Genomic DNA, 24,660 nt, shown 5'->3' on the forward strand with positions numbered 1-24,660 from the left:
CGATCGAGGCGGTCACCCCAGCCGGGCGCGCACCTCGTCCGCCTTGGGCTCGCCCAGCTCCTCGAACAGCGTCACCGACTCCAGCCAGCACTTCTCCGCACCGCGCCGGTCGCCCAGCCCGTCCAGCGCCAGCCCCAGGTTGTCGAGCGACTCCGCCTGCCCGTACAGGTCGCCGATGCGCCGGAACGTCTCCAGCGCGCGGTCCACGTGCGCCACGGCCTGCGGGAAGTCGAGCAGCCCCCGGTAGACCTCGCCGATGTTGTTGAGCAGGATCGCCTCGCTGTACGGGTCCCGCACCTCCTGGCGGATCTCCAGCGCCCGCAGGTACCGGGGCAGCGCCTCGTCGAACCGGCCGGCGTCGGCGTGCAGCAGGGCGATGTTGTTGAGCAGCACGGCCTCGGTGTGCTGGTGGCCGAGGTCGCGGGCAATCTCGGCGGACTGCTCGTAGCACGCGAGCGCCTCGTCGAGGCGGCCGGTGGCCATGTAGGCGATGCCGAGGTTGTTGAGCACCGGCTCCTGCCTGGTCCGGTCGCCGATCGCGCGGAAGATCGCCAGCGCCTGGTGGCAGCACTCGATCGCCTCGTCGTGCCGGCGGACCTCGCGCAGGGCGATGCCGAGGGTGATCAGCATCCTGCCCTCCGCGGTGCGGTCGCCGGCCGCGCGCGCGGCGGCGAGGGCGACGCCGTGCGTGTCGATCCAGTCCGACCAGTGCTTGCGCAGGTTGAAGAAGTCCCACAGGCACTGCGCGAGCTGCCAGCAGTGTTGCGCCAGACCGTGTTCGGCGGCGTCGCGCACGGCGGCCACCAGGTTGGCGCGTTCGGTGTCGCACCACAGCAGGGCGGCGTCGTGGTCGGCGACCGCGAGCGGGTGCACGGCCGGGTCCGCGGTGTCGATCTCCAGCTTGCGCTGCGGGTTGAGCCGCACGGCGGAGTTCCACGACGTGTGCACGTACCAGTCGAGCACCCGGCGCAACGCGGTGGCGCGCGCGGGAGGCGGCTCGGCGGCCATGACCTGCTCGGCCGCGTACGCGCGCAGCAGGTCGTGCAGCACGTACCGGCCAGGAGTGTGTTGCTGCAGCAGGTGTTCGTCGAGCAACGTCTCCAGCAGGTCCTCCGCCTCGTACGCGGTGAGCCCCGCGAGGGCGGCGGCGGACTCCGCGGTGACGTCCTCACCGGGGTGCAGGCCTAGGAGCCGAAACAGACGCCTCTGGTGGTCGGGCAACGCCTGGTATGAGAGGTCGAACACGCCCCGTGCACCGAGACCGCCTCTCTCCAGCTGTCCCACGAGGTCCGAAACGGTCCACTGTGGACGGCGCGCGAGCCGTTTCGCGGCCAGCGCCACGGCGATCGGCAGGTGGCCGCACAGTTCCGCGACCCGGACAGCGGCCTCGCGGTCGGCGTTCACCCGGTCGGCACCGGCGATCCGCGCCAGCAGCGCGACCGCCTCCCCCGGCGTGAACACGTCGAGGAAGACCGACTTCACCCCGTCGAGCCCGAGCAGGCTGCGCCGGCTGGTGATCAGCACCAGGCACGTCGAGCTGCCCGGCAGCAGCGGCCGGACCTGGTCCTCACCCGCCGCGTTGTCCAGCAGCACCAACGCCCGCTTGCCGGCGAGCCGGTCGCGGTAGAGCGCGGCGCGCTCGGCCAGCGACTCCGGGATCTGCGCGCCCGGCACCCCGAGCAGGCGCAGGAAGCTCTCCAGCACCGCGGCCGGGTCGGCGGGCAGCTCGTCGGCGTCGAAGCCGTGCAGGTCCGCCCACAGCTGCACGTCCGGGAACCGCGCGACCAGCCGGTGCGCGGCGCGGACGGCGAGCTTGGTCTTGCCGACGCCCGCCATGCCCTCGATCGCCGAGATCACCACCGTCGACTGCGGGCCCGGCTCGCACAACCGGCGCAGCTCCGACTCGCGGCCGGTGAACTCGGCGATGTCCATGGGCAGCTGGCGGTGCGCGCTCAGAGCCGCGGGCGAGGGCACCCGGCTCTCCAGCACCACCTGGTGCAGCTGCCGCAGCCGCGCCCCCGGTTCGACGCCGAGCTGCTCGACCACGTGCCTGCGCGCCGCGGCATAGGTCTCGAGCGCCTCACCGCGGCGGCCGGACCGGTCGAGCGCGACCATCAGCAACGCCCACAGCTCCTCGCGCAACGGGTGCTGCGCCGACTCGCGCCGCAGCCGGTCGATCGCGTCGTCGAACCGGCCGAGGTCGATGGCCGCCTTGGCGAACTTCTCGACGGCGGCGAGCCTGCGTTCCTGCAACCGCGTGAACTCCGCGCGCAGCAACGGCCCGGCGGTAACGTCCGACGGCGTGCCGTGCCACTTCCCGAGCGCCAGGGCGAAGAGCTCGGCCGCCGCCTCGGTGTCGTTGTCCGCCAGCGCCTTCTCGCCCTGGCGCACCAGCCGGTCGAACGCGTCGAGGTCCAGCTCACCCGGCCGCACCACCAGCTGGTAGCCGTGGCCGGGTCTGGTCACCAGCCGGTCGCCCACCGCGCGCCGCAACCCGGCCACGTACGTGCGCAGGTTCGACTCGGGCGACACCGGCGGCGAGTCCCAGACCGCCTCGGTCAGCTGCGCCACGCTCACGGCCTCGTTCGCGTGCAGCAGCAACATCGTCAGCACCGCGCGCTGGCGTGGCCCGCCCAGCTCCAGCGGCGTCTGGTCACGACGCACCGCCAGTGAGCCGAGCACCAGGAACTCCACCCTGAACCGTCCTCCTCCATGATCACGAACCATGTCCGGTCATCGTCGCGTTCTGCCTGGTCACGATCTGTGCGCCGTCTGGGCGAAATCTGTGCACGGCACCTGGCACCGTTGTTCTCAGATCAGGCAACTGCGCCGCCGGATCCACCCGGATCTGGGGGTCGGCGCAGCTGCCGGGTCCGGTTCCCCCAAGAACCCGGCCGGCGTGTGAAAGTCACCGCACACGCCGGCCAACTTGGGCCTGTGTCGAAGTCCCTGTCCGCGATAGCCGGGCCTGAGGCGGCCCCTGGGGGCACGGCCGAACAGCCCACGTACAACACCGGTATGCGGCCTGTTCGGCCGCACCGCCAGGAACCACCTCAGGCTCGACCTTCATCGAACGGGACTTCGACACAGGCTCTACCTGCCCACCGCCACAGGCACGCCAAACCGCACCGGCACACCGGGCGAGTGGAGCACGCTGGCCGGTGGCCCGGTCGGGGCCCCCAGCCCTTCCGCGGCCACCACCCGCGCGTCCACGTCGAGCAGCTCCGCGTCCCGCAGCTCCCACTCCGGGTGGTCGTTGGGCAGGTAGAGCGTTCTGCCGTGCCAACGCACGTGCAGCCCCCACCGCGCGGTCAGGAACCGGTCCAGCTCGGTCGGCTGCTTCGGCGCTCCGACCCTCACGACGACCTTGCTCGTCGCGTCGCGCGGTCCCGGCCAGATCCGGTCCGACGTGTAGCTGACGACGTCACCGTCGCGGGCCATCCGCATCCGTGCCCACTTGTAGGGCAACCGCGCGCTGTACCGCGCGCCCAGCACCGGAACCAGCCGGCTCGCGTCGAGCGACAGGAACACCACCCCGCGGCGGCCCTCACCGTCCACCGAGTACACCCGGACGTTGGTCTCGCAGAACGTGCCGACGTACGGCAACCGCGGCCCGACCTGCCCGCCGATCGGGTGCATGCGGAACGGCACCAGCCCGACGTAGGTCACGCCGGCCAGGACGTCCGGCCGGGTGCCGGCGGGCAGGAACGGCGCGACGACCTCCGGCGCGACCGCCCAGTGCACGAACGTCACCTCGCGCCACCACTGACCGACCGACGCGAACCGCACGGGGCGCGGCGTCAGCGGAGTGATCGGCTCGACCATGGTTCCTCCCCCCGGACCCAAACGTACCGCTGACCGGGCCCGGCCGGGGGAGTGACGGAGAACGTCAGTGGACCGGCTTCTCACCACCCGCCTCGCGGTGCAGGGGCCGCGGGCGACGCGGTTCGCGCACACCGCTGCCGTCGCCACCACCGTCCACCCACACGGTCACGCTGTCCCAGCGCCTCATCAGGGTGCCGGGCCCAGGCCGTTGCGCCACAACGACACCGTTGAGGAGGGGATGGCTGTCCGGGTCGGTGCCCTGCAACAGCAGACCTGCGTTGTGACCTCGCAGCCACGCGTCGAGCGCCTGGCGGCCGCGGAAGTCGGGGACGACTACCGTCCGATGTTCTCGCACATAACTTCACCCGTGGGTCAGAGTAGCGCCCAACGCGCGCGCAGGGTGGCAACAAAGGCTTCGAACTCCGCCACCATCGACACTTCCTCCGGTTGCAGCAACCACTGCTGCTGCAACCCGTCCATCACCGCGATCGTCGTCCGCACGATCGTGCCGACAGGAGCGTCCGCGACGAACTCGCCGTGCGCCTTGCCGTGCTCGACGGCGTCCGTGAGCCACCGCCGTGTGCCCGCGTAGTGCGCCTGCACCCACCCGTGCGCCGGGTGGGCGGGCTCGATCGCCTCGGCCGCCAGCCGCACGAACAACCCGACCAGGTGCGGCCGGGTCGAGTTGCGCGCCACCAGGGCCTGCAGGCCGTCGAACGCCGCCCAGCCCAGCAACGGCCGGGCCGAGCCGGTCAGGAAGTCGCCGTCCTGCCGGTCGCGTTCCTCCAGCACGGCGGCCAGCAGCGCGGCCTTGCTGGGGAAGTGGTGCAACAGCCCGGACTGCGAGAGCCCGGTCTTCGCGGCCACCCGGGCGACCGAGGTGCCCTTGTACCCGCCGAGCGCGAACAGCTCGGTCGCGACCGCCACCGCCTTGGCCCTGGACTCCTCGCCGGACTCCTCAGTCCTGCTGCGGTACACGGGTGGGAACGACACGACTCACCTCGCTCACGTTCGCCGGCCTGCGCACATGGACGATCCGGACGTCACCGAGCCCGCGCGCCACCAGCACGTCGCCGGTCAGCGGCTGCCAGCCGGCCGACCAGACCCGCTGCACCCGTGCCGAGCACCGGACCTCGACCCGCGCCGCACCACCGGCGGCGACGTCCGCGACCGCCCAGCCGATCAACCGGACCGGTTCCTGTTCGGGACGCAGGTAGACCTGCACGACCTCGCGCCCGTCCCGGTCGCCGGTGTTCGAGAGCCGGACCGACACGGTCTCGATCACACCGTCCTCGGAGGACAGGTCGATGTCGTGGTACTCCCACCGCGTGTACCCGAGGCCGTGGCCGAACCAGAACAGCGGGTCGGTCGCGCCGCGGTAGCCGATCGCCGTTCCCTCGGTGTAGGCCAGTTCGCCGTCGGTGGGCACCGGCGTCACCGCGTCCGCGTCCGAGCGCGGGAACGTCGTCACCAGGCGCCCGGCCGGTTCGATCTCACCCAGCAACGCCGCCGCGACCGCGTCACCGGCCTCCTGACCGGGCAGCCCCGCCCACAGCACCGCGTCGACCTGCGCGAGCCACGGCATCAGCACCGGCGTCGCCGCGTTCACCACGACCACGGTCCGCTTGGCCGCCGCGACTGCCGCCACCAGCGCGTCCTGCTCGCCGGGCAGCGCCAGCGTGGTCTTGTCGAACCCCTCGGTCTCCTGTTCCTCGGTGAGCCCGACGACCACGACCGCGACGTCGGCCTCGCGTGCGGCCCGCACCGCGGCACCGATCGCGTCGGCGGTGGGCGGGGACCGGCTGGGTGATCAGGCCGACCAGCGCGGCGGCCTCGCGCACGGTCGCGGTGATCCGGTCGCCGGGGGAGAGGTCGGCCTCCGCGGTCCACGCGGGCGGCTTCAGCAGCGCCTCCTCGACGATGCCGTCCGCCCAGGCCAGCCGTTGCTCGTGCCGCTCACCGGCGACGTCGACCGTCCACGCGCCGAACCCGCGCACGCCGACCAGCAGGCGGGCCGGTTCGGTCAGCACGACCTCGCCGGAGATCTCGATCGCCGCCGCACCCTGCGCCCACCCGCCGTACGCGGCGAGCTCGGCGATCTCCACGTCCTGCGACGCCAGCACCTCGCCCGCCGCGTCGTAGGTCGTGGCCCGGATGTCGCGCAGCACGCCGGGAGCCGGTGCGGCGTACCGCGTCCGGACCTCCACACCGTCCACAACGGACACGCGGTCGCCGAGCCGGGACCGCAGACCGTCGGCGATGCTCACGACGTGCGGTGGCCGCAGCCCGGCCGAACCACCGCCCTGCGCCACGGTGTCGACGGCGTGCCGGCCGATCAACGCGACCTTCGGCGCGTCCAGCGGCAGCACACCGGAGTTCGTCAGCACGGTCATCCCACGGGCCGCGAACCGGCGCAGCTGCTCCCGGCGCTCCTGGCTGTCCGGCGCCGGCGCGGACGGCCACTCCCGCTCGCCGAACGCGCCGACCCGCTGCGCCAGCCGGAGCAGCCTGCGCACGTGCTCGTCGACGGTCGCCTCGGTGACCTCACCCGCCCGCACCGCCGCGACCAGCTGGTCGTCCCACGGCCCACCGGGACCGGGCATGACGAGGTCGAGGCCACCGTTCGCGCTCTCCGCGGTCGACTTGGTGGCGAACCAGTCGGACATCAGCAGCCCGTCGAACCCCCACTCGCCCTTCAGCACGCCCTCGACCAGCTCGGCGTGATCAGTGGCGGCGACACCGTTCACCTTGTTGTAGGCGGCCATGACCGCCCACGGCTGGGCGTCGGCGACCACCATCTCGAACGGCAGCAGGTAGACCTCGCGCAAGGTCTTCTCGTCCACCACCGAGCTGGCCGTACGCCGTTCGGTCTCGGACTCGTTGGCCACGAAGTGCTTCGGCGTCGCCGCGATCCCCTTGGCCTGCAGCCCCCGCACGTAGGCGGTCGCGAGCGCACCCGTCAGCAGCGGGTCCTCGCTGTAGGCCTCGAACAACCGGCCGCCGAGCGGCGTGCGGTGCAGGTTGATCGTCGGGCCGAGCACCACGTGCACCTGCTGGGCGGCGGCCTCGTCGGCGAGCAGCGAGCCGACCTCGCGGGCCAGCTCCAGGTCCCAGTGCTGGGCCAGCAGCGTGGCGTTGGGCAGCAGCGCGGCGATCGTCCCGCCGCGCAGCTCGGCCCCGCGCACGCCGGTCGGCCCGTCGGACACCTTCAGCGCCGCCAGCCCGATCGCCGGTTCCGGGTGGAGCGCGAACAACGCCGACCCGGTCAGCAGCCGGACCTTCCGCTCCAGGTCCAGGCTCGCGACCGCCTTCTCGATGTCCATCCCCCGAGCACACCAGAGCCACCGACCGAGTGGTCGGTCCGTACACCTGGCTGTTATCGGTTGGTTACCCAGAGGTGATCCGGCGGTGAAGGTCCGGCGCGCTAGGGTGCGAAGTGGGTAAACGCTTTCCGTTCGCCGGCGAGTGGAGCTCACCGATGCGCTTTGGCCGGAAGACGATCGTGGGCGCGGCGCTGCTGCTGGCCGCCTGCGCCCCTGGGACCGACGACGGCGCCACGAACTCCTCGGCGCCGGACCACCTCACCTACCTCTACTTCACCGACGGCCCGGACGAGCAGGTCACCAGAGCGCTCATCGCCGGCTTCGAGAAGGAGGCGGGCGCGACCGTCGAGCTGCAGATCGTGCCGTTCTCCGAGCTGAGCCAGCAGGTCCAGGGCCGCATCGCGAGCGGCAACGCACCGGACGTGTTCCGCACCGACACCCTGACCGGCTTCCGTGACGCGTTGCTCGACCTGAAGGCGAACGGCCAGGACATCGGCGGCCAGTTCATGGACGAGGCCCGCGACTACGTCAGCGGGCCCGGTGGCGAGCTGCTCGCGGTGCCGAGCGACCTCACCATGAACGGCCCGTTCGTCAACCTCGACCAGTTCGCCAAGGCCGGGGTGGCACCGCCGAAGCCGGACGCGCCGTGGACGTGGGACGAGCTGGTCGCCAACGCCAGCAAGGTCCAGCAGGCCAACGGCACCCCGTTCGCCATCGCCCACGACAAGTCGGGTCACCGGTTCTCCGGCATGCTCAACCAGCACGGCACGAACATCTTCGGCACCGACGGCGAGGTCGGCCTCGACGCCGCGAAGGCCGCCACCGCCGTCGGGAAGTTCGCCGAGCTGCACCAGCAGGGTGCGATGTCGAAGGACTTCTGGCTGGAGTCCGGCACCAAGTACAGAGGCGCCAACGACATCTTCCTGGCCGGGGACGCGCCGGTGTACCTCAGCGGCAACTGGCAGGTCAGCCAGTTCGTGAAGGCCGCGAAGTTCTCCTGGGCGGCGATCCCGAACCCGTGCGCCGAGCGGTGCGGCGGGTATCCGGGCGGCAAGTTCACGGCCGCGACCAAGCAGAGCGCGAACCCGGAGCTGGCCGCGCGGTTCGTCGCGTTCATGAACTCCCGGGCGGCGCAGGAGAAGTACGCGAAGGAGGCCCAGTTCCTGCCCACCCGCAAGGACCTGATCTCCGAGGGCATCGCCTACCCGCAGCGCGCTGACGACATGGCGGTGTTCCTCGCCGACGTCAGGCGCACCGACAAGGCTGCGTTCGCGAGCGTCTACAGCCCCGGCTTCTCGCCGACCGCGACGGCCGTGGTGAAGGAGCTCGCGTCGGTGATCGCCGGGCAGCAGAGCCCGGAGCAGGCCGTGACGAACATCCGGGCGGCGGCCGAGAAGAACCTCAAGTGAGCAGGCGCCGGACCGTCAAGCCCTGGAACCAGCGACTCGCGCCCTACCTGTTCATCGCCCCGAACATGCTGATCTTCGGCGTGTTCATCATCTACCCGGCGCTGAACGGGTTCGTGGTGAGCGCGTACGACAGCAACAACGGCCGCACGTTCCGCCCGGTCGGCACGGACAACTACGGCAACCTGTTCAGCGACGCCGAGTTCTGGACGGCCGCGCGGGCGACGGCGGTGTTCGTGTTCGCCTTCGTGGTGCTGTGCACGGCGGGCGCGATCGGGCTGGCGTTGCTGCTCAACCAGCGGATCCGGGGCAGGGCGTTCTTCCGCGCGGTGTTCTTCCTGCCCGTGCTGCTGTCACCGGTCGTGGTCGGCCTGCTGTGGAGCTGGATCCTGGAGCGACGGGCGGGCGCGCTGAACTCGGTGCTGGGCGCCGACATCCCGTGGCTGATCGACGGGAAGCTCGCGCTGGGCGTCGCGGTGTTCGTCGGCGTGTGGACGCACGTCGGGTTCTACACGCTGATCACGATGGCCGGCCTGCAGGGCATCGACGGCTCGTACTACGAGGCCGCGCGGCTGGACGGCGCAACCGCTTGGCAGCGCTTCCGGTTCGTCACCTGGCCGTTGCTGCGGCCCACCACACTCGTGGTGGTCGTCCTGGGTCTGATCGCCGGGTTCCAGGCGTTCGACTTCATCTACACGCTGACCGGCGGTGGCCCGCTCGGCGCGACCACCCTGATGGTCCAGTACATCTACGAGCACGCGTTCCGCTCGCCGATCCGCTACGGCCTCGCGGCGGCCGGGTCGGTCGTGCTGTTCGTGACGATCTTCGCGCTGACCATGCTGAACTTCCTGTACGCGCGGCGCAGGGAGGCGGTGTGAGGCGCGCGCCGAGTACCGGCAAGGTCCTCACCTACGCCGGTCTGATCGCGCTGACACTGCTGTTCCTCGCCCCGGTCGTGTGGACCGCGCTGTCGTCGTTCAAGGACCGCACCGAGCTCGCCGCGCGCCCGCCGACGCTGTTCCCGCAGTCGTTCGCGGTCGAGAACTACACCGAGGCGCTGTCCCGCTTCGACTTCACCGTCTACCTGCGCAACAGCCTCGTCGTCACGGTGTCGGCGACGGTGCTGACGCTGGCGATCAACGCGATGGCCGCCTACGCGCTGGCGAAGTACAACTTCCGCGGCCGTGACCTGCTGTTCCTGGTCACGCTCGGCACGATCATGATCCCGTTGCAGATCATCCTGATCCCGTTGCAGCAGGTCGCCTCCCAGCTCGGGATGACGAACTCGCTGCTCGGCATGATCATCCCACCGGCCGCGACGCCGACCGGCGTGTTCCTGCTGCGCCAGTACATGCTGACGATCCCGGACGAGCTGGTCGAGGCGGCGCGGATCGACGGGGCCGGGGAGCTCCGGATCTTCTGGCGGTTGATCCTGCCGCTGTGCCGGCCCGCGCTCGCCGTGGTGACGATCTTCTCGGTGATCTGGCGGTGGAACGACTTCCTGTGGCCGCTGGTGATCGCCCAGTCGCAGGACCTGTACACGCTGCCCGTCGCGCTCGCGCAGTTCAACAGCGAGGAGGTCGTGCCGTTCAACTACATCCTGGCGATGTCCGTGGTCAGCATGCTGCCGGTGATCATCGTCTTCCTGCTCACCCAGCGGCACATCGTCAAGGGCATCGCCCAGACCGGGCTCCGATGAGCATGCATTCAGCCGTGACGCATCGAGTTCAAGGACGCGAACAACGGATCGGTGAACGATGTGATCTCCGCGTAGGCAGGCAGAAGCGCCGCATAAGCCGACACACCGGCAGGATCCGGCGTGAACACGTCCGCGGTGGTCACCATCTCCTTCACCGCCGTGTCCCAGTCCGGGTGCACGCCGCTGCCGACCGCGGCGCAGATCGCCGCGCCCAGCCCGGCCGCGTCGCTCATCCTGGTGCGCCGCACCGGAGTGGCGAACACGTCGGCGAAGATCTGCATCATCAGGTCGGACCGCGAGCCACCGCCGGAGATCACGACCTCGGTGAAGTCGCGGCCCAGCGCCTCGGCCATCGCGCCGGAGTGGCGGTGCATCGTCATGGCGATGCCCTCCAGCACGGACCGGTAGATGTGGTCGCGGCCCTGCGTGCCGTCGAACCCGAGCAACGCGCCCCGCCGGTACGGGTGGTCCGTCGGCGCGAGCCAGTCCAGCACGGTCATCAGCCCGCCACATCCCGGCGCGACCGAGGCGGCACCGGCGGACAGCTCGTCGAGGTCGGTGTCGAGCAGCTGGCGGTACCAGCTCACCGTCCACATCCCGCGCCGGATGCCGTCGCTCTCGTACAGGTACCGGCCGGGCACGGACCCGAAGTTCGACCAGAACCGGCCCTCCGGGTCCACCGCGTGCTGCTCGCCGACCGTCATCGACGCGATGTAGGTCCCCAGCGACACCAGCAGCTCGGACGGGTTGCTCAGCCCGCTGCCCAGCGCCTCCACGGCCTTGTCGTTGGACGTCGCATACACCGGCAACCCGGCGGGCAGGCCCGTGGCGGCTGCCGCCGAGGCGGTCACGCGGCCGAGCAACGCGCCGGGGTCGACCAGCTCGAACAGCTGCGACCGGGTCATTCCGGAGTCCACATAGGACTGCGGGTCGGCCGACCAGCGCCACGACGCCTGGTCGACCGGCCACACCCCCTGGTAGTTCCCCGCGGTGTCGCGCAGCTCGCCGGTGAGCCGGTACGTCACGTACCCCGACGACGTCGTGACGTACCGGACCCCGGCAGCCGGCTCCTGCGCACGAGCCAGCCGCTCGTCCATCCAGCTCAGCATCGGTTCCGCGAGCATGCCGTCCGCGTCGAGCAGGCTGCGGCAGAACCGGATCGTGCACAGCCCGACGCCCGCGATCTCGCCCGGCGCGCCGGTGAACCGCTGCAACGCCTCCGCGCAGGCCGCGACGATCGAGTCCCACACGTCGTCGTCGGGGTGCACGACCTGGCCGGGCCGCGGGTACACCGACGGCCGCAGCGGGCGCTGGGCCGAGGCGTGCACGCGGCCGAGCTCGTCGACGATCGAGACCTTCGTGCTCTGCGAGCCGTTGTCGATCGCGACCAGGTAGCTCACGGCTCGACCGGGAAGATCGTGCCCGCGTTCATGATCCCGTGCGGGTCGAAGCCGCGCTTGAGCACTTGCAGCAGGTGGTAGGCGCTGCCGTGCTCCTCGCGCGTCCAAGGCGTGCGGTACTTGCCGATGCCGTGGTGGTGCACCATGGAACCGCCCAGCCGCAACGACTCCTCGACGATGATCGCGTTGAGCGGGATGTGGTACTCGGTGATCTCCTCTTCGGGCTCGCAGGAGATGCGGTAGTCGTAGACGAAGTAGAGGTTCGTGCCGGTCTGGTAGCTGTGCGACGAGTGCGCGCCCAGCATCGTGAGGTCGGCAGCGCGCGGGAACTCCGCGCGGATCCGGCCGATGACCGCCTCGTACAGCGGGGTGACCTGCGACCAGTCGACCGACACCTCGGTGGTGTAGCCGAGGTGCCGGGTCTCCAGCATCGCCCGCTTCTCGGCGTCGATCTTGTCCTGGCCCCAGTTGAGGTTGTCGAGCCACTCGACGATCAGCTTCGGGTCGACGGCTTCGGTGCCCGCGAACGTCTTCTCGATCGCCTCCGCCGTGGCCCGCGCGATGCCGTCCGGGCCCTCGGCGACGAGCACGACCACGTTCTTGTCCTGCGAGAAGTGGCTGAAGTGCTGGTTCGCGTCCTCGGGGGAGTAGACCCGGCACACCGACGGCCGGTACCCGTCGGTGATCAACGTCCGCAGCCGCTCGACCGCGTCCCCGAACTCGTCGACCAGGAACCCGAAGTAGCGGTTGTGCTCCGGCTGGAACTTGAACAGCTTCACGGTGACCTCGGTGATCACGCACAGCGCGCCCTCGTTGCCGATCACCACGTGCCGGATGTCCGGTCCGGCCGCGCGCCGGGGCACGTTCTTGATCCGGGTCACCGTGCCGTCCGGGAACACCGCCTCCAGCCCCACGACCATGTCCTCGATCCCGCCGTAGAGCGTCGAGAACTGGCCGATCGAGCGGGTCGCCACCAGCCCGCCCATCTGCGCGAGCGGCTTGGACTGCGGCGAGTGCCCGGTCGTGAGCCCCTGCTCGCGCAGCAGGTCCTCCAGGCGTTGCAACGGGACACCGCACTGCGCGGTCACCATCATGTTGACCGGATCGATCTTCATGACGGCGTCCATGGTGGACCCGTCCAGGACGACCGTGTCCGCCACCAGCGTCTCCAGCCCGCCCTCGGTGGCGGTCCTGCCGGTGCGCGGCACGACATTGACCCGGTGCTCGTGCGCGAACGCCAGCACCTTCGACACCTCCTCGGTCGAGCCCGGCGTGACGATCGCCGCCGGGATCGGGCCGGTGAAGATGCCGTGCACCGAGGTGTACTTGCGGAACCGGTCGACGCTCGCGTCGCGCAGCTCGTGCTCGTCGGTGGAGACCTTGTCGGCACCCAGCAACGAGACCAGCCCGGCGACGATCTCGGCGCGGCTCAGGTCGGAGGCGGAGGGGACGGAGGGCGGCGGTGCGGGGAACATGGCTCTGCTTTCAGGCGAGAGGTCGGCGGAGGCAGCGGGGTCGGCGGAGGTCAGCGGACGAGGTAGCCGCCGTCGACGACCAGCGTGTGGCCGTTGACGTAGTCGGAGGCGCGGCAGGCCAGGAACACCAGTGCGCCCATCAGGTCGCTCGGGTCGCCCCAGCGCCCGGCCGGGATGTGGTCGACCACCCGCTGGTTGGTCGCGGGGTCCGACCGGGTCGCCTCGGTGATCTTCGTGGCGAAGTAGCCCGGCGCCAGCGCGTTGACCTGGATGTTGTGCTCGGCCAGCTCGTCGCAGTAGGCCTTGGTGAACCCGGCGATGCCGTGCTTGGTCGCGGCGTAGGCGGGGGACTGGCGGCCGCCGAGGAACGAGAACAGCGACGCGATGTTGATGATCTTCCCGGACCGCTGCGGGATCATGTACCTGGTCGCCTCGTGGGCCAGCTCGAACGCCGCCGTGAGGTTGACCGCGATCATCGGGTCCCACTTGGAGCGGTCGAACGACTCCACGTCGTCGAGCAGGCTGATCCCGGCCGAGTTCACCACGATGTCGACGGACCCGAGCTCCCGCGCACACGTGTCGACCACGGTCGCGCACGCTCCCGGTGCGGTGATGTCCGCGGTCAGGCCGGCGAACCGCTGACCGTGCGCCTCGACCAGCCGCTGGGTCTCGCCGTCGTCGGACACCAGGCTGGGCACGAACACGTCGGCACCCGCGGCGGCCAGGCCGAGCGCGAACGCCTGGCCCAGCCCGGTGTTGCCGCCGGTGACGATCGCGTTCTTGCCCTTGAGCGAGAAGAAGTCCAGCCCGAAGTCCATCACACGCTCCCGAAGGGATCGGAGACCGCGACGTAGGTGGTCTCGAGGTACTCCTCGATGCCCTCGGCACCACCCTCGCGGCCGATGCCGGAGTGCTTGACGCCACCGAACGGCGCGGCCGGGTTCGACACGATCCCGGTGTTGAGGCCGAGCATCCCGGTCTCCAGCGTCTCCGCGAGCCGCAGCCCGCGGTGGAGATCACGGGTGTACGCGAAGCACACCAGGCCGTACTCGGTGGCGTTGGCGAGCCGCACGGCGTCCTCTTCCGACTCGAAGGTGACGACCGGCGCGACCGGCCCGAAGATCTCCTCGCTCAGCAGCCGGGCGCCGACCGGGATGTCGGTGAGCACGGTCGCGTCGTAGAAGAACCCCTTGCCCTCCAGTGCCTTCCCGCCGAGGACCACGCGCGCACCGCCCTCCACCGCGTCCTCGACCAGCTCGCTGACCTTGGCCCTGGTCTTGGCGTCGACCAGCGGGCCGAGCGGGTAGTCCCGCATCCGAGCGGCCAGCTTCCGGGTGAACTCCTCCGCGACGGAGGCGTGCACCAGGAACCTGTTGGCCGCCACGCACGCCTCACCGCCGTTGCGCAGCTTGGCCAGCACGGCGCCGTCGGCAGCGGCGTCGAGGTCCGCGTCCTCGAAGACCAGGAAAGGCGCGTTGCCGCCGAGTTCCATCGACACCCGCAGCACCTGGTCGGCCGACTGCGCGATGAGCTTCTTGCCCACCGCGGTCGAGCCGGTGAACGAGAGCTTGCGCAGCCGCGGGTCGCGCAGCAGCGGACCGGTGACCGCACCGGGATCGGTCGTCGTGACCACGTTCAGCACGCCGGCCGGCAGTCCGGCCTCGGTCAGCACCTCCGCGAACAGCAACGCCGTCAACGGGGTGAGCTCGGCGGGCTTCAGCACCATCGTGCACCCGGCCGCGATCGCCGGGGCGATCTTGCGGGTGGCCATGGCCAGCGGGAAGTTCCACGGCGTCACGAACAGGCACGGCCCGACCGGCCGCTTGACCGTGACCAGGCGGTTCTTCCCGTCCGGCGCGGTGGTGAACCGGCCGGAGACGCGTGGTGCCTCCTCGGAGAACCACCGCAGGAACTCGGCGCCGTAGGCGACCTCGGCCCGCGACTCGGCCAGCGGCTTGCCCATCTCCGAGGTGATGAGCTGAGCGAACTCCTCGGTCCGCTCAGCCACCAGCTCGAACGCCTTGCGCAGGATCTCGGCCCTGGCCCGTGGCGCGGTCTTGCCCCAGGAGGCCTGGGCGGCGACGGCAGCGTCCAGGGCACGCACCCCGTCCTGGGGCGTGGCCTCGGCGACGGTCGCCAGGACCTCCTCCGTGGCCGGGTCCAGCACGTCGAACGTGCGGCCGTCACTGGAATCGGCCCACTTGCCGTCGATGTACAACTTGGTGAACATGGCGTGTCCCCTCACAGCCTCAGGTCGACCCCGATGAGGTCCTCGTAGAGCTTCACCGGGGTCATCTCGCCGGCGCGGTCGCCGTACGAGGCGCGGGCGCGCCGGAAGATCTGCTCGACCAGCGCGGACAGCTCGGCCGGGACCCCGACCGACGCCGCGAGGTCGGTCGCCAGACCGAGGTCCTTGCAGGCCAGCGCGATCGCGAAACCCTCGTCGTAGTCACCGTGGTCCAAGATGGACAAGACGTCTCGCTCGACGAAGTTGCTCTGGGCGGGGCTGTTGACGAGAGCGTTGCGCAGCACACCCAGGTCCACACCCGCCTTGACGCCGATCGCCAGCACCTCGGCCGTGGCGACCAGGTGCGAGAACCACAGCTGGTTCAGCATCAGCTTCACCGTGTAGCCCGCGCCGTGCCCGCCGACGTGCAGGATGCGCTCCTCTTCCCCCATGGCGTTGAACACCGGCCTCAACCGCTTCACGTCATCGAGGTCGCCACCGATGAAGATCTGCAGCGTCCCGTTCGCCGCGCCCACGGACATGCCGCTGACCGGTGCGTCCAGCACGTGCAGGCCGGGGTTGGACTTGCGGACCTCGTCCGCCACCTCGGGCACGGACGTGGACATGTCGATCCACGTGCCGGTCGGGACCATCCCGGCGAGCACACCGGCCTGGCCGTTCATGACGTCGTGCACGTGCTTGGGCGTGGGCAGCATGGTGATCACCAGGTCGCTGGCCGCGGCGACCTCGGCCGGCGTGTCCGCCCACCTGGCGCCGCCGGCGACCAGCTCGTCCGCCGCCTCGCGCCGGATGTCGTTGACCACCAGGGAGAACCCGGCCTTCTGCAGGTTCCGCGTCATGCCGGAACCCATGCTGCCGAGCCCGATGAAACCGACGGTGCGGGTCACGCTCTCTCCTCCGGTGGCGTGTAGAACGGGTTGCTCGGGGACGCCGCCAGCACGTCTTTGAGCAGCGGCAGGTCTTGTGCGCCGTTGGCCAACGCCGTGCGCGTGGCCTCGCGGTTGTTGCGGTACACGGTGTCCGCGTCGTCAGCGCCGGGGTTGACCCAGACCGCCGCGATCAGCACGTGCGTCGAGGTGTCCGGCTCCGGGATGCTGCCCTCGGCCACCGCGTCAGCGACCCCGGCGGCCACCCCGGCCTGCGCGGGACCCCAGATCAGCAGCCCGTGGTCGTCGTTCGCGGGCGCGGCCTTGGTGACGAACAACGTCATCGGCTTGACCGGCAACGATGGCCGCAGCACCGCCACGAACGGCACGTGTCCGGCTGAAGGTGTCGCCAGCGCCGTGGCCCACGAGGTGCCGGCCGGTCCGTCGCGGTGGCCGAGCACGGTGTTGACGTGGGCCGCGTTGACGCCCTCGCCGACGAAGCTCTCCCCGATCTGCATGGTCTGTCCGTTCCGCATGGTCAGATCAGCCCCTGCGAGGTCAGCCACTCCTGCGCGACCTCGTCCGGCTCGTCACCGTCGACGTCGACCTTGGCGTTGAGCTTCTGCATCTCCTCGGTGGTCAGCTTGTCCGCCATGGGCTTCAGCACGTCCGCGATCTTCGGGTGGCTCTTCAGCACGTCGGCCTGCAGCGTGAACCCGCCCTGGTAGATCGGGAAGAACGCCTTGTCGTCCTGCAGCACGGTCAGCCCGAGCGCGGCGATGCGACCGTCGGTGGCGAAGACCTCGCCGAAGTTGCAGTCCTTGCCGTCCTTGGTGGCGGTGTAGATGACGCCGGTGTCGAGCAGCTTGACGTTGTCCTTGGGCGCGTCGAAGGAGTACGTCTTCGAGACGCCGGGCCAGCCGTCGTCACGGGTGGAGAACTCGCTTTCGATGCAGAACGTCTTCTCGTTCGCCGGGAGCTTCGCGATGTCGCTCATCTTCGTGACGTTGAGCTCCTTCGCCTTCTCGTTGCGGATCGCGAAGGTGTAGGTGTTGTTGAACGGCGCGGGCGCGACCCAGGCGATGCTCTTGGCCTCGTCGGCCTTCAGCACCGCGTCGAACTGCTCCTTCTCCGTCTTGAGCGGCTGGGTCTGCTTGTTGTAGGTGATCCAGGAGGTGCCGGTGTACTCCCAGTAGCCGACGAACTGCTTGTTCTCCAACGCCTGCCGCACGTTCGCCGAGCCCACCAGCTTGGTGTTGGCCTCCAGCGTGGCGCCGTGGGCGTTGAGCAGCTTCGTGGTCAGGTGGGCGAGGATGTACTGCTCGGCGAAGTCCTTCGAGCCGATCTGGCCGGACAGTCCTTTCAGGTCCTCGCTCTTGGCGGCGGTGTCGGCGGACGGGGAGCTCGAACAGGCGGCCAGCCCGAGGGCCAGCACGCCGATGAGGGCGCGCTTGTACATGGAAGGTCCTTTTGACGTTCGGTGTTCGGCGGAGGGGTTACAGACCGCGGGGGCGGACGAGGTCCTCGACGAGCCCGGCGGCCCAGTCGATGAGGACGGCGATCGAGGCGACGAGCACGGCGCCGACGACGATCACGGGGTAGCGCTGGAGCTTCAGGCCGTTCACGATCATGTCGCCGAGGCCACCGGCGTTGATGAAGGTCGCGATGGTGGCGACACCGACGGAGAACACCAGAGCGGTCCGCAGCCCGGCCAGGATCACCGGCGAGGCCAGCGGGAGCTCGATGCGCCACAGCACCTGGCGCGGGGTCATGCCCATGCCCCTGGCGGCCTCGCGGGTGGCGTGGTCGACCTGTTCGAGGCCGGTCAGGGTGTTGCGCAGCACGGGCAGGAAGCAGTAGGCGACCAGCGAGATCAGGGCGGTGTAGAAGCCGGTCTGCCAGGCGATGGCCAGCAGGATCACCAGGCCGACCGCGGGTGTCGCCTGGCCGATGTTGCCCAGGGCGATGACCAACGCGCGGACGGCCTTGGACCGCACGCGGTAGGCGGCGATCCCCGCGGGTATCGCGAGCAACGCCACGAGCGCGGACGAAACCACGGTCAGCACCAGGTGTTCCTGCGTGCGGTCGAGGAGGTAGCCGGTGTTGAGCGTGCGTTGTTCGATCGAGTCGAGGGAGAGGGTGCTGAGCCAGAGGAAGAGCAGTGCCAGCACGACCACGACCGCGAGCGGCGTCACGAACCGCTTGAGCGCCAGGCGCTGCACCTGCCCGGTGTGGGCGGTCATGACGCCTCCACCGGCTGCTTGGTCCTGTTCAGCGCGGCCGAGATCCGGGCGTGCGTCAACGAACCCCCGCCCCCGGACACGTTGACCCGGTCGGCACCGGTGACCACCAGCAGGTCCAGTGCGTCGCGCAGCGAGGCGTCGGCGTCGATCGCGGGCGCGGCGCTGTCCGGTGCGTCGAGCTCGACGTCGCTGATCGGGATCAACGCGAGGCGCATCAGACCGGCGCCGTGACCGATGAAGCTGGACACGTAGTCGTTGGCCGGGTTGGCGAGGATGTTCGCGGGCGTGTCGAACTGCTCGATCTGGCTGCGTTCGCTCAGCACCACGATCCGGTCGCCGAGCCGGATCGCCTCGTCGAAGTCGTGCGTGACGAAGATGATCGTCTTGCCGATCTCCGCCTGCAGCTTGAGGAACTCGGCCTGCAGCTTCTGCCGGGTGATCGGGTCGGTGGCGCCGAACGGCTCGTCCATCAGCATCACCGGCGGGTCGGCGGCCAGCGCGCGGGCGACGCCGACGCGTTGCTGCTGACCGCCGGAGAGCTGCTTGGGGTAGCGGTGGGCGAACGTGCCGGGGTCGAGCTGGACGGTCCGCAGCAGCTCGTCGACGCGGTCGCTCGTGCGTTCCTTGGACCAGCCGAGCAGTTTCGGGACGGTGGCGATGTTCTCCGCGATCGTCATGTGCGGGAACAGGCCGATCTGCTGGATCACGTACCCGATGTGGCGGCGCAGCTCGTTGGGGTCGAGGGCGAGGACGTCCTTGCCGTCGATGGTGATGGACCCGCTCGACGGCTCGATGATCCGGTTGATCATCTTCATCGTCGTGGTCTTGCCGCAGCCGGACGGGCCGACGAACATGACGAGCTCGCCGGGCGCGACCGTCAGCGAGAAGTCCTCGACGGCGGCCTGCTGCTGGCCGGGGTAGCGCTTGGTGACGCGGCTCAGCTCGATGCCGACTCCAGGCTCAGACACGGAGACCCCTCGAGGTGCTGTAGCGGGCGATCAGGACGAAGGCACCGTCGATCAGCAGTGCCAGCAGCACGACGCAGAGCGTGCCGGAGAGCGCGAAGTTGAGCGCGTTGACCGAACCGAGCGACGACAGGCCGCGGAAGATGTAGAGCCCGAGCCCCGGCCCCGCGACGTAGGCAGCGATCGCCGCGATGCCGACGGTCAGCTGCGCGGCCACCCGGATGCCGGTCACGATCACCGGCCACGCGAGCGGCAGCTGGATGCTCAGCAGGGTCTTCATTGGCGTCATCCCCATGCCCCTGGCGGACTCGACGATGTGGTGCGGGACCTCCCTGAGGCCGACCACGGTGTTCCGCACGATCGGCAGCAGCGAGTAGAAGACCAGCGACACCACCGTGGGTGCCCACCCGAGCCCGAGCACCGGGCTGAGCAGGGCCAGCAGCGCCAGCGACGGGATCGTGATGGCGATGCCCGCCGCGGTCAGCGCCGTGGCACGGGGGATGTCGCGGTCCCACACCAGCAGCCCGACCAGCACGCCGAGCACGGTGGCCAGTGCCAGGGACAGAGCCACGACGGCGAGGTGTTGCAGCGTCAGGGTGACGAGGTCTTCCCAGCGGCGGGCCAGGAAGTCGTCGAACGTTCCGGTCACGGGGTGCGCCCTCCTTTCGGCGACGGTGCCGATGGCCGGGAACGGTAGATTTTCGGTTGTCTTGTGCACAACAGGTGTTGGCCATATGGCAACACGCCTCGTAGAGTGCCGTGCCATGCCTGGATCTTCACGTCGCAACTCAGCCGGTCTGGCCCGGGACATCGAGGTGCTGGAGGTGCTCGGCCGGCCGGAGGCGGTGCAGGCGGGCGGCCTCGGCGTGGTCCGGATCGCGGCACTGGTCGGCCGGGACAAGACGGTGGTGTCCCGCACGCTCGCGACGCTGGCGGACAGCGGCCTGGTCGACCGCGACCCGGAGTCCCTGAGCTACCGGCTGGGGTCACGGCTGTACGCGTTGGCGGCGCGCACGTCGGAGGGCGCGCTGGCGTGGAACGCGCGTGGACACCTGAAGCACCTCGCACAGGTGACACGCGAGACGGCGCACCTGTGCGTGCTGCGCGGCGGGAACGTGCTGACGCTGATGAGCGAGCTGAGCCCGAACCGCTTCCACACCACCGGGTGGGAGGGCGTGACGACCGCCGCCTGGCGCACGCCGTCGGGGCGCGCGTTGATCAGCGACTGGGACGCGGAGTCGCTGTCGGTCTGGTACGCCGAGCACGGCCACGACGAGGCGGTGCTGGAGGCGGGGGAGCGCGCCGACTCGACGTTCGCGGTGCTGGAACGCCCGTCACCGCGCCCGAACGCGATCAGCGACCTGGACTCGTTGGTGGCGGAGCTGAAGCGCGTCCGGGAGCGGGGCTACGCGACGTCGGACGAGGAGCTGGAACGCGGCGTGGTCGCGGCTTCGGCGCCGGTGTACGACTTCACGTCGCGGATCGTGGCGGCGTTGAACGTGTCGGCGCCGAAGGAGCGGATCGGGGCGCAGCTGGACAAGCTGGGGCGGATCGTGTCGGGGGCGGCGCGGGACCTGTCGGCGGCGCTGGGCTACTCGGCTCAGTGATCAGTTCAAAATGAGCTGGCGTGTCGGATTTGCCTGCGGCGCAGGGCGTTCCAAGATCCCGGCGTGCGTGAGGAGGTCTTGACCGACGAGCTGTGAGCTCGGCTGGAACCGGCTGTCCACCGCCTTGTTCGGTGCCTCGGGCTCAACCTGTTGGCGGCGGTTGACCGAGCGGCACGGGCGGGAGTCTGGCAACAGCTGTGCGAGCGGCTGCTCGCCGAACTGCGCGCCGACGGGCTCGCGGCCGGGTGGCGTTCCCGGTTGGGCGGCCTTCCGGGCTCACTCGCCGCGGTCCTCCAGGTACCGGCCGTGGTCCGCCTGCCGTTGCGCGTCCGCCGCGTGGAACCGCTCCGCCACCCGCACCGCATCGGTCTGCAGCAGTTCCAGCTGCCGCACCAGCTCCGTCCCCGACCCGCGCGCGGCGGCGTACCACCACGGCAGGTTCAGGTACGACTGCACCGACAACGGCAGGTCCGTCCCGATCAACCGGGTCACGGCGTGCAACGCGTCCGGGTCACCGCGCAGCTCCCGCGGCCGGTCGAGCATGCCGCGCAACACCTCCGCGATCTCGCCCAGCTTCGGGGCGACCTCCGCCGGAACCCGGCCGCCGAAGCCGTGCACGCGCAGGACCAGCGCGTCCAGTTCGGACCGCAGCTGCCCGGCCTCCTCCTCGGGATCGGTGACCAGCACGACCTTCTCGGGCGGTGCGGCCAGCGCGCCGACGCCGTAGAGTCCGGCGACCACGAGCACCCAGTACGAGCCCGCGAGGCCGGCGAAGTGCAGGACCAGGCCCAGCAGGCCGCCGGCGCACCCGGCGAGGTTCTTCCAGGAGGCGAGGTAGCGCAGGACCGGGTTACTGGTAGCCACGGATCTCCTTGAAGGCGGCCGAGAGCGAGCGGCTGCGGGCGTCGAACACCTTGCCGCCGCTCATCTTCGCCACCCGTTCCATCTCGGAGGTGGCGCTCTCTCCGAACAGCACCGGGAAGACCGGGATGCCCTTCAGGTTCTGCGGCAGGGTCGCGTGGAACACCGAGAAGTCCTCGACGTCCTCGGAACCGGTGTTCTCGCCGTCGGTCATCAGCACGATCGAGGTGAAGCGGTCGGGGTCGGCGTTGATCTGTTCGCGCAGCACGTCGTACCCGCTGCGCAGGCTGCTGTAGATCGCGGTGCCGCCGCTTGCGTTCAACGCCTTCGCCGAGCTGCCGATCTGGTCGAGCACCGGGCGCGCGTTGTCCTGCGGCACCTCGTACTTCTGCGGGGAGCGGGGGCCGCTGTTGAACGGCAGCAGCGTCACCTGCTCGCGGCCGTGGAAGCGGTTGAACTTGCCGGCCAGCGAGGAGTCGGCGCCGGTGAGACCGACGACGGCCTCGCGCAGGCCCTCGATCGGGTCACCCTCCATCGAGCCGGACGTGTCGAGCACGTACAGCGTGCGGGACGGGCGGCGCAGCTGGTCGAAGTACGTGGTGACCAGACCGTCCACAGCGGACTGGCTGCCGGGGAAGGGCAGCTCCACCAGGTCGCGCACCGCGAACTTCCGGTCGAGCGGCACCTGCGGCACGACCGGTCGCCGGTGCGTGGAGTCCATGATCTTGCGCTGGACGTCGGCCGACTTCAAGTGGTCCGACAGCTTCTGGTGCGCCTCACGGGCGTCCGAGGTCGCGCTCGTCAGCAGGGTCAGCGGGTAGTCGGCGGTGACCACGCCGTCGTTCGGGTAGATCAACGTCAACGGCTGCGGCGTGGAAGCGTTGAGCGACAACAACACCGACTCGTAGTTGATCAGACCGTCCACTTTGGTGCCGGGGTCCTCGCCCTTCGCCCGCCGCGCGTACGCCTCCGACAGCCAGCCGGACGACCCGGCCGACATCGTCTGCGCCGAGAAGAACTCCTTGAGCTGCGGGGAGACCGCGGAGATCTTCGCGGCGTCCAGCGCGGAACCCGAGCCGGACAACGCCGCCGCCACCCCGACGAGCGCGGAGAAGCCGGAGTTCGAGGCCGACGGGTCGGTCATGCCGTAGGAGAACTTCTTCTGCCCGGCCGCCGCGGCGATCTCCGCCCAGCCGACCTGCTTGCCGTCCCAGCCCAGCTCCCGCACCTTCGCGGCGGGCAGCCCGAGCACGACGGGGGAGCCCATCACCTTCGTGGCCGTGCCAAGGCGTTTCTGGGCCTCCGGCACGAGTTCGAGGTAGCGGTTGGACGAGAACCACACCGCGTCGAACCCCTGTTCGGCGGTGCCGGACGCGACCTTCTCGGCACCCTCGATCGTGCCGGTGAAGCTGAGCTTCACCGTGACACCGGTGGCCTTGGCGGCCTCGTCCAAGATCGGCTGCAGGTCGGCGAGCTCGCTGCCGGCGAGCACGCGCAGGACGCCGGCCTCGGCCTCGCCGACAGGTCTGATCGGGTCGGGGTCGTCGGAACACCCCGCGAGCAGCGCCACGGCGGCGACTGCCGGGATGAGGCGGCGGATCATGCTTGCTCCTCTGCACCGCGCACGCGGCTCAGGTGGTCGTGGGCGCGCCGGATCTCGAAGTCCAGCGCCTGCACGGTGCCGGCCATCGAGTCGGCCGCGCGGGCCTTGAAGGTGTCGATCGCGTCGATCGCCGCGTAGATCTGGTCGAACGAGGTCCGCACGGCCTCGACGCCGACGGCGGGAGTGGCGGCGATGCGCTGGATGTCCTGACCCTGCGACGACATCAGCGCCGCGTTGGACTTCAGGATCGAGTCGGTCAGCCCGCGCACGGCGTCGACCTGGTCGATCACCTCGCGCTGCCCGGCGAGCGCCGCGGCGACCGCGACCCCGATGCGCAGCGCCGTGACGGTCGTGCCGACCGCCCGTTCGATGCCCTTGATCAGCTCGTCGTTGTTGCGGCGCACGACGTCGAGCGCCAGGTACCCCTGCGCGCAGACGGCGAGCTGGGTCAGCAGGTCCTGGTGCCGTTGCCTCAGCCCGAACAGCACGTCGGCGCGCAACGCGTTGGCCCGTCCCGGATCCGACAGGTCGAGGATCTGCACCTGCCGTTCGACCGCCTCGTCCATCTCACCGGCGAGCGCGGCGTCCTGCGACAGCTTGGTCATCAGGTCCCACAACCGCTGCCGCTCGCCCTTGATGGCCGCGTTGTCCCGTTTGAGCGCGTCCTGCCCGGACCGCAGCTTCAGCACGATCCGGTTGACCGGCTCGTCGGCCGCCCGCAACCGCGCCAGCAGGCCCTTCGCGGCGTTGCCACCGGGGAGGAACCCGAGGACCTTGCGGCCGGTCAGCTTCGACAGGTCCTGCGGGTCGAGCTCGCGCACCGACCGGCGCAGCTCGGTCAGGCTCGTCGACACCTGCGTGGTGTTCGGCGACTGCACCGAGGCCAGCGTGCGGTCGAGCATCCGGCCGGCGACCTGCGCGGCCACCCGCATCTCCGCCTCGCCGAGCACGAGTGCCTCATCCACGATCCGGCTGAAGTCCGGCGACTGCGGGTCAACGGCGTTCAAGGCGTCGATGAACGCCTGGGCCTGCGCTGACAGCTCGGTGCGGGTGTCGTCGGCGACGGGGATGAGCCCGGCCGCCCGCTCGACCGGGACCGGCTCGACGGGGTCCGGGGGAGTGAGCACGAAGTCCGTCAT

The 24,660-nt window shown here is 70.4% G+C and carries 22 protein-coding genes and 2 pseudogenes; 4 read left to right on the top strand and 20 right to left on the bottom strand.

The features are described 5' to 3' along the window. Nucleotides 1-12: 12 nt before the first annotated feature. From BBK82_RS32425 to BBK82_RS54690, 6 genes and pseudogenes are all read right to left on the bottom strand, one after another. Complete coding sequence (locus BBK82_RS32425) at nt 13-2,694, bottom strand: AfsR/SARP family transcriptional regulator (protein ID WP_170068001.1); 2,682 nt, start codon at nt 2,692-2,694, stop codon at nt 13-15. Nucleotides 2,695-3,093: 399 nt separating this feature from the next. Beyond that, a complete protein-coding gene (locus tag BBK82_RS32430; RefSeq protein WP_065918388.1) occupies nt 3,094-3,825 on the bottom strand; it encodes a YqjF family protein in 732 nt (243 codons plus the stop codon). Between the two features lie 64 nt (nt 3,826-3,889). After that, nucleotides 3,890-4,180, bottom strand: a complete 291-nt coding sequence (locus BBK82_RS32435) for a PASTA domain-containing protein (protein WP_065918389.1) — start codon at nt 4,178-4,180, stop codon at nt 3,890-3,892. A 17-nt stretch (nt 4,181-4,197) separates the two neighbouring features. Next, nucleotides 4,198-4,818, bottom strand: coding sequence for a TetR/AcrR family transcriptional regulator (locus BBK82_RS32440; protein ID WP_065918390.1), 621 nt, complete (start codon nt 4,816-4,818; stop codon nt 4,198-4,200). Further along, nucleotides 4,784-5,590, bottom strand: coding sequence for a glycoside hydrolase family 3 protein (locus BBK82_RS54685; protein WP_071812718.1), 807 nt, complete (start codon nt 5,588-5,590; stop codon nt 4,784-4,786). Before BBK82_RS54685 ends, BBK82_RS32440 begins: the two co-directional genes overlap by 35 nt. Nucleotides 5,591-5,978: 388 nt before the next feature. Next, a pseudogene (locus BBK82_RS54690) lies at nt 5,979-7,148 on the bottom strand (glycoside hydrolase family 3 protein); the annotation flags it as partial. 155 nt (nt 7,149-7,303) lie between these two features. On the opposite strand from BBK82_RS54690, the gene BBK82_RS32450 reads away from it, so the two are divergent. The 3 genes from BBK82_RS32450 to BBK82_RS32460 are packed head-to-tail and all read left to right on the top strand — an operon-like array spanning nt 7,304 to nt 10,253. Further along, nucleotides 7,304-8,557, top strand: coding sequence for an ABC transporter substrate-binding protein (locus BBK82_RS32450; RefSeq protein WP_065918392.1), 1,254 nt, complete (start codon nt 7,304-7,306; stop codon nt 8,555-8,557). Further along, nucleotides 8,554-9,432 carry a carbohydrate ABC transporter permease gene (locus BBK82_RS32455; RefSeq protein ID WP_065918393.1) on the top strand — a complete coding sequence of 293 codons (879 nt, stop codon included), beginning with the start codon at nt 8,554-8,556 and terminating at the stop codon, nt 9,430-9,432. The genes BBK82_RS32450 and BBK82_RS32455 overlap by 4 nt, the downstream gene beginning before the upstream one ends. Then, nucleotides 9,429-10,253 (top strand): carbohydrate ABC transporter permease, encoded by an 825-nt coding sequence (locus BBK82_RS32460; protein WP_065918394.1) that lies wholly within the window; start codon nt 9,429-9,431, stop codon nt 10,251-10,253. The genes BBK82_RS32455 and BBK82_RS32460 overlap by 4 nt, the downstream gene beginning before the upstream one ends. A gap of 8 nt (nt 10,254-10,261) precedes the next feature. On the opposite strand, the gene BBK82_RS32465 is transcribed toward BBK82_RS32460, so the two are convergent. The 11 genes and pseudogenes from BBK82_RS32465 to BBK82_RS32510 all read right to left on the bottom strand — a co-directional run bounded on the left by BBK82_RS32465 (nt 10,262) and on the right by BBK82_RS32510 (nt 20,099). Further along, nucleotides 10,262-11,653: an FGGY-family carbohydrate kinase gene (locus BBK82_RS32465; protein WP_065918395.1), complete on the bottom strand. Its 1,392-nt coding sequence runs from the start codon at nt 11,651-11,653 to the stop codon at nt 10,262-10,264. Then, nucleotides 11,650-13,128: an FAD-binding oxidoreductase gene (locus tag BBK82_RS32470; protein ID WP_065918396.1), complete on the bottom strand. Its 1,479-nt coding sequence runs from the start codon at nt 13,126-13,128 to the stop codon at nt 11,650-11,652. The genes BBK82_RS32465 and BBK82_RS32470 overlap by 4 nt, the downstream gene beginning before the upstream one ends. A gap of 50 nt (nt 13,129-13,178) precedes the next feature. Then, a complete protein-coding gene (locus BBK82_RS32475; RefSeq protein ID WP_065921517.1) occupies nt 13,179-13,946 on the bottom strand; it encodes an SDR family oxidoreductase in 768 nt (255 codons plus the stop codon). Next, nucleotides 13,946-15,358 carry an NAD-dependent succinate-semialdehyde dehydrogenase gene (locus BBK82_RS32480; RefSeq protein WP_065918397.1) on the bottom strand — a complete coding sequence of 471 codons (1,413 nt, stop codon included), beginning with the start codon at nt 15,356-15,358 and terminating at the stop codon, nt 13,946-13,948. The genes BBK82_RS32475 and BBK82_RS32480 overlap by 1 nt, the downstream gene beginning before the upstream one ends. Nucleotides 15,359-15,369: 11 nt before the next feature. Beyond that, entirely contained in the window at nt 15,370-15,807 is a 438-nt protein-coding gene (locus tag BBK82_RS54695; RefSeq protein ID WP_257785494.1) for an NAD-binding protein, read from the bottom strand. A 39-nt stretch (nt 15,808-15,846) separates the two neighbouring features. Further along, nucleotides 15,847-16,287 (bottom strand): annotated as a pseudogene (locus BBK82_RS54700) (NAD(P)-dependent oxidoreductase); the annotation flags it as partial. Further along, on the bottom strand, nt 16,260-16,760 hold the full coding sequence (gene fae / locus BBK82_RS32490) for a formaldehyde-activating enzyme (protein WP_237047694.1): 501 nt from the start codon (nt 16,758-16,760) through the stop codon (nt 16,260-16,262). The gene fae and the pseudogene BBK82_RS54700, both read right to left, overlap by 28 nt. A 20-nt stretch (nt 16,761-16,780) precedes the next feature. Next, a complete protein-coding gene (locus BBK82_RS32495) occupies nt 16,781-17,701 on the bottom strand; it encodes a glycine betaine ABC transporter substrate-binding protein (RefSeq protein WP_065918399.1) in 921 nt (306 codons plus the stop codon). Nucleotides 17,702-17,738: 37 nt separating this feature from the next. Next, complete coding sequence (locus tag BBK82_RS32500) at nt 17,739-18,485, bottom strand: ABC transporter permease (protein WP_065918400.1); 747 nt, start codon at nt 18,483-18,485, stop codon at nt 17,739-17,741. Continuing rightward, entirely contained in the window at nt 18,482-19,453 is a 972-nt protein-coding gene (locus BBK82_RS32505) for an ABC transporter ATP-binding protein (RefSeq protein WP_065918401.1), read from the bottom strand. The genes BBK82_RS32500 and BBK82_RS32505 overlap by 4 nt, the downstream gene beginning before the upstream one ends. Continuing rightward, nucleotides 19,446-20,099, bottom strand: a complete 654-nt coding sequence (locus BBK82_RS32510; RefSeq protein WP_065918402.1) for an ABC transporter permease — start codon at nt 20,097-20,099, stop codon at nt 19,446-19,448. Before BBK82_RS32510 ends, BBK82_RS32505 begins: the two co-directional genes overlap by 8 nt. A 115-nt stretch (nt 20,100-20,214) precedes the next feature. Here BBK82_RS32510 and BBK82_RS32515 point away from each other — a divergent pair, with 115 nt between their 5' ends. Beyond that, a complete protein-coding gene (locus BBK82_RS32515; RefSeq protein ID WP_065918403.1) occupies nt 20,215-21,057 on the top strand; it encodes an IclR family transcriptional regulator in 843 nt (280 codons plus the stop codon). A 276-nt stretch (nt 21,058-21,333) separates the two neighbouring features. Here BBK82_RS32515 and BBK82_RS32520 read toward each other — a convergent pair whose 3' ends face one another. Genes BBK82_RS32520 through BBK82_RS32530 form a run of 3 tightly spaced genes read right to left on the bottom strand, consistent with a single transcriptional unit; the run spans nt 21,334 to nt 24,660 of the window. Next, entirely contained in the window at nt 21,334-21,921 is a 588-nt protein-coding gene (locus BBK82_RS32520) for a hypothetical protein (protein WP_065918404.1), read from the bottom strand. Then, a complete protein-coding gene (locus tag BBK82_RS32525) occupies nt 21,908-23,521 on the bottom strand; it encodes a substrate-binding domain-containing protein (RefSeq protein WP_065918405.1) in 1,614 nt (537 codons plus the stop codon). Before BBK82_RS32525 ends, BBK82_RS32520 begins: the two co-directional genes overlap by 14 nt. Continuing rightward, nucleotides 23,518-24,660 carry a toxic anion resistance protein gene (locus BBK82_RS32530; protein ID WP_065918406.1) on the bottom strand — a complete coding sequence of 381 codons (1,143 nt, stop codon included), beginning with the start codon at nt 24,658-24,660 and terminating at the stop codon, nt 23,518-23,520. The genes BBK82_RS32525 and BBK82_RS32530 overlap by 4 nt, the downstream gene beginning before the upstream one ends.

This window comes from Lentzea guizhouensis (assembly GCF_001701025.1).
Taxonomy (GTDB): Bacteria; Actinomycetota; Actinomycetes; order Mycobacteriales; family Pseudonocardiaceae; genus Lentzea; species Lentzea guizhouensis.

Excerpts from the sequence above, each read along its gene's own strand:
- BBK82_RS32430 (WP_065918388.1), bottom strand. The coding sequence starts at position 3,825 with ATGGTCGAGCCGATCACTCCGCTGACGCCGCGCCCCGTGCGGTTCGCG.
- BBK82_RS32500 (WP_065918400.1), bottom strand. The coding sequence starts at position 18,485 with ATGACCGCCCACACCGGGCAGGTGCAGCGCCTGGCGCTCAAGCGGTTC.
- BBK82_RS32470 (WP_065918396.1), bottom strand. The coding sequence starts at position 13,128 with ATGTTCCCCGCACCGCCGCCCTCCGTCCCCTCCGCCTCCGACCTGAGC.
- fae (WP_237047694.1), bottom strand. The coding sequence starts at position 16,760 with ATGCAGATCGGGGAGAGCTTCGTCGGCGAGGGCGTCAACGCGGCCCAC.
- BBK82_RS32480 (WP_065918397.1), bottom strand. The coding sequence starts at position 15,358 with ATGTTCACCAAGTTGTACATCGACGGCAAGTGGGCCGATTCCAGTGAC.
- BBK82_RS32525 (WP_065918405.1), bottom strand. The coding sequence starts at position 23,521 with ATGATCCGCCGCCTCATCCCGGCAGTCGCCGCCGTGGCGCTGCTCGCG.
- BBK82_RS32495 (WP_065918399.1), bottom strand. The coding sequence starts at position 17,701 with ATGTACAAGCGCGCCCTCATCGGCGTGCTGGCCCTCGGGCTGGCCGCC.
- BBK82_RS54695 (WP_257785494.1), bottom strand. The coding sequence starts at position 15,807 with ATGGGGGAAGAGGAGCGCATCCTGCACGTCGGCGGGCACGGCGCGGGC.
- BBK82_RS32515 (WP_065918403.1), top strand. The coding sequence starts at position 20,215 with ATGCCTGGATCTTCACGTCGCAACTCAGCCGGTCTGGCCCGGGACATC.
- BBK82_RS32450 (WP_065918392.1), top strand. The coding sequence starts at position 7,304 with ATGCGCTTTGGCCGGAAGACGATCGTGGGCGCGGCGCTGCTGCTGGCC.
- BBK82_RS32475 (WP_065921517.1), bottom strand. The coding sequence starts at position 13,946 with ATGGACTTCGGGCTGGACTTCTTCTCGCTCAAGGGCAAGAACGCGATC.
- BBK82_RS32530 (WP_065918406.1), bottom strand. The coding sequence starts at position 24,660 with ATGACGGACTTCGTGCTCACTCCCCCGGACCCCGTCGAGCCGGTCCCG.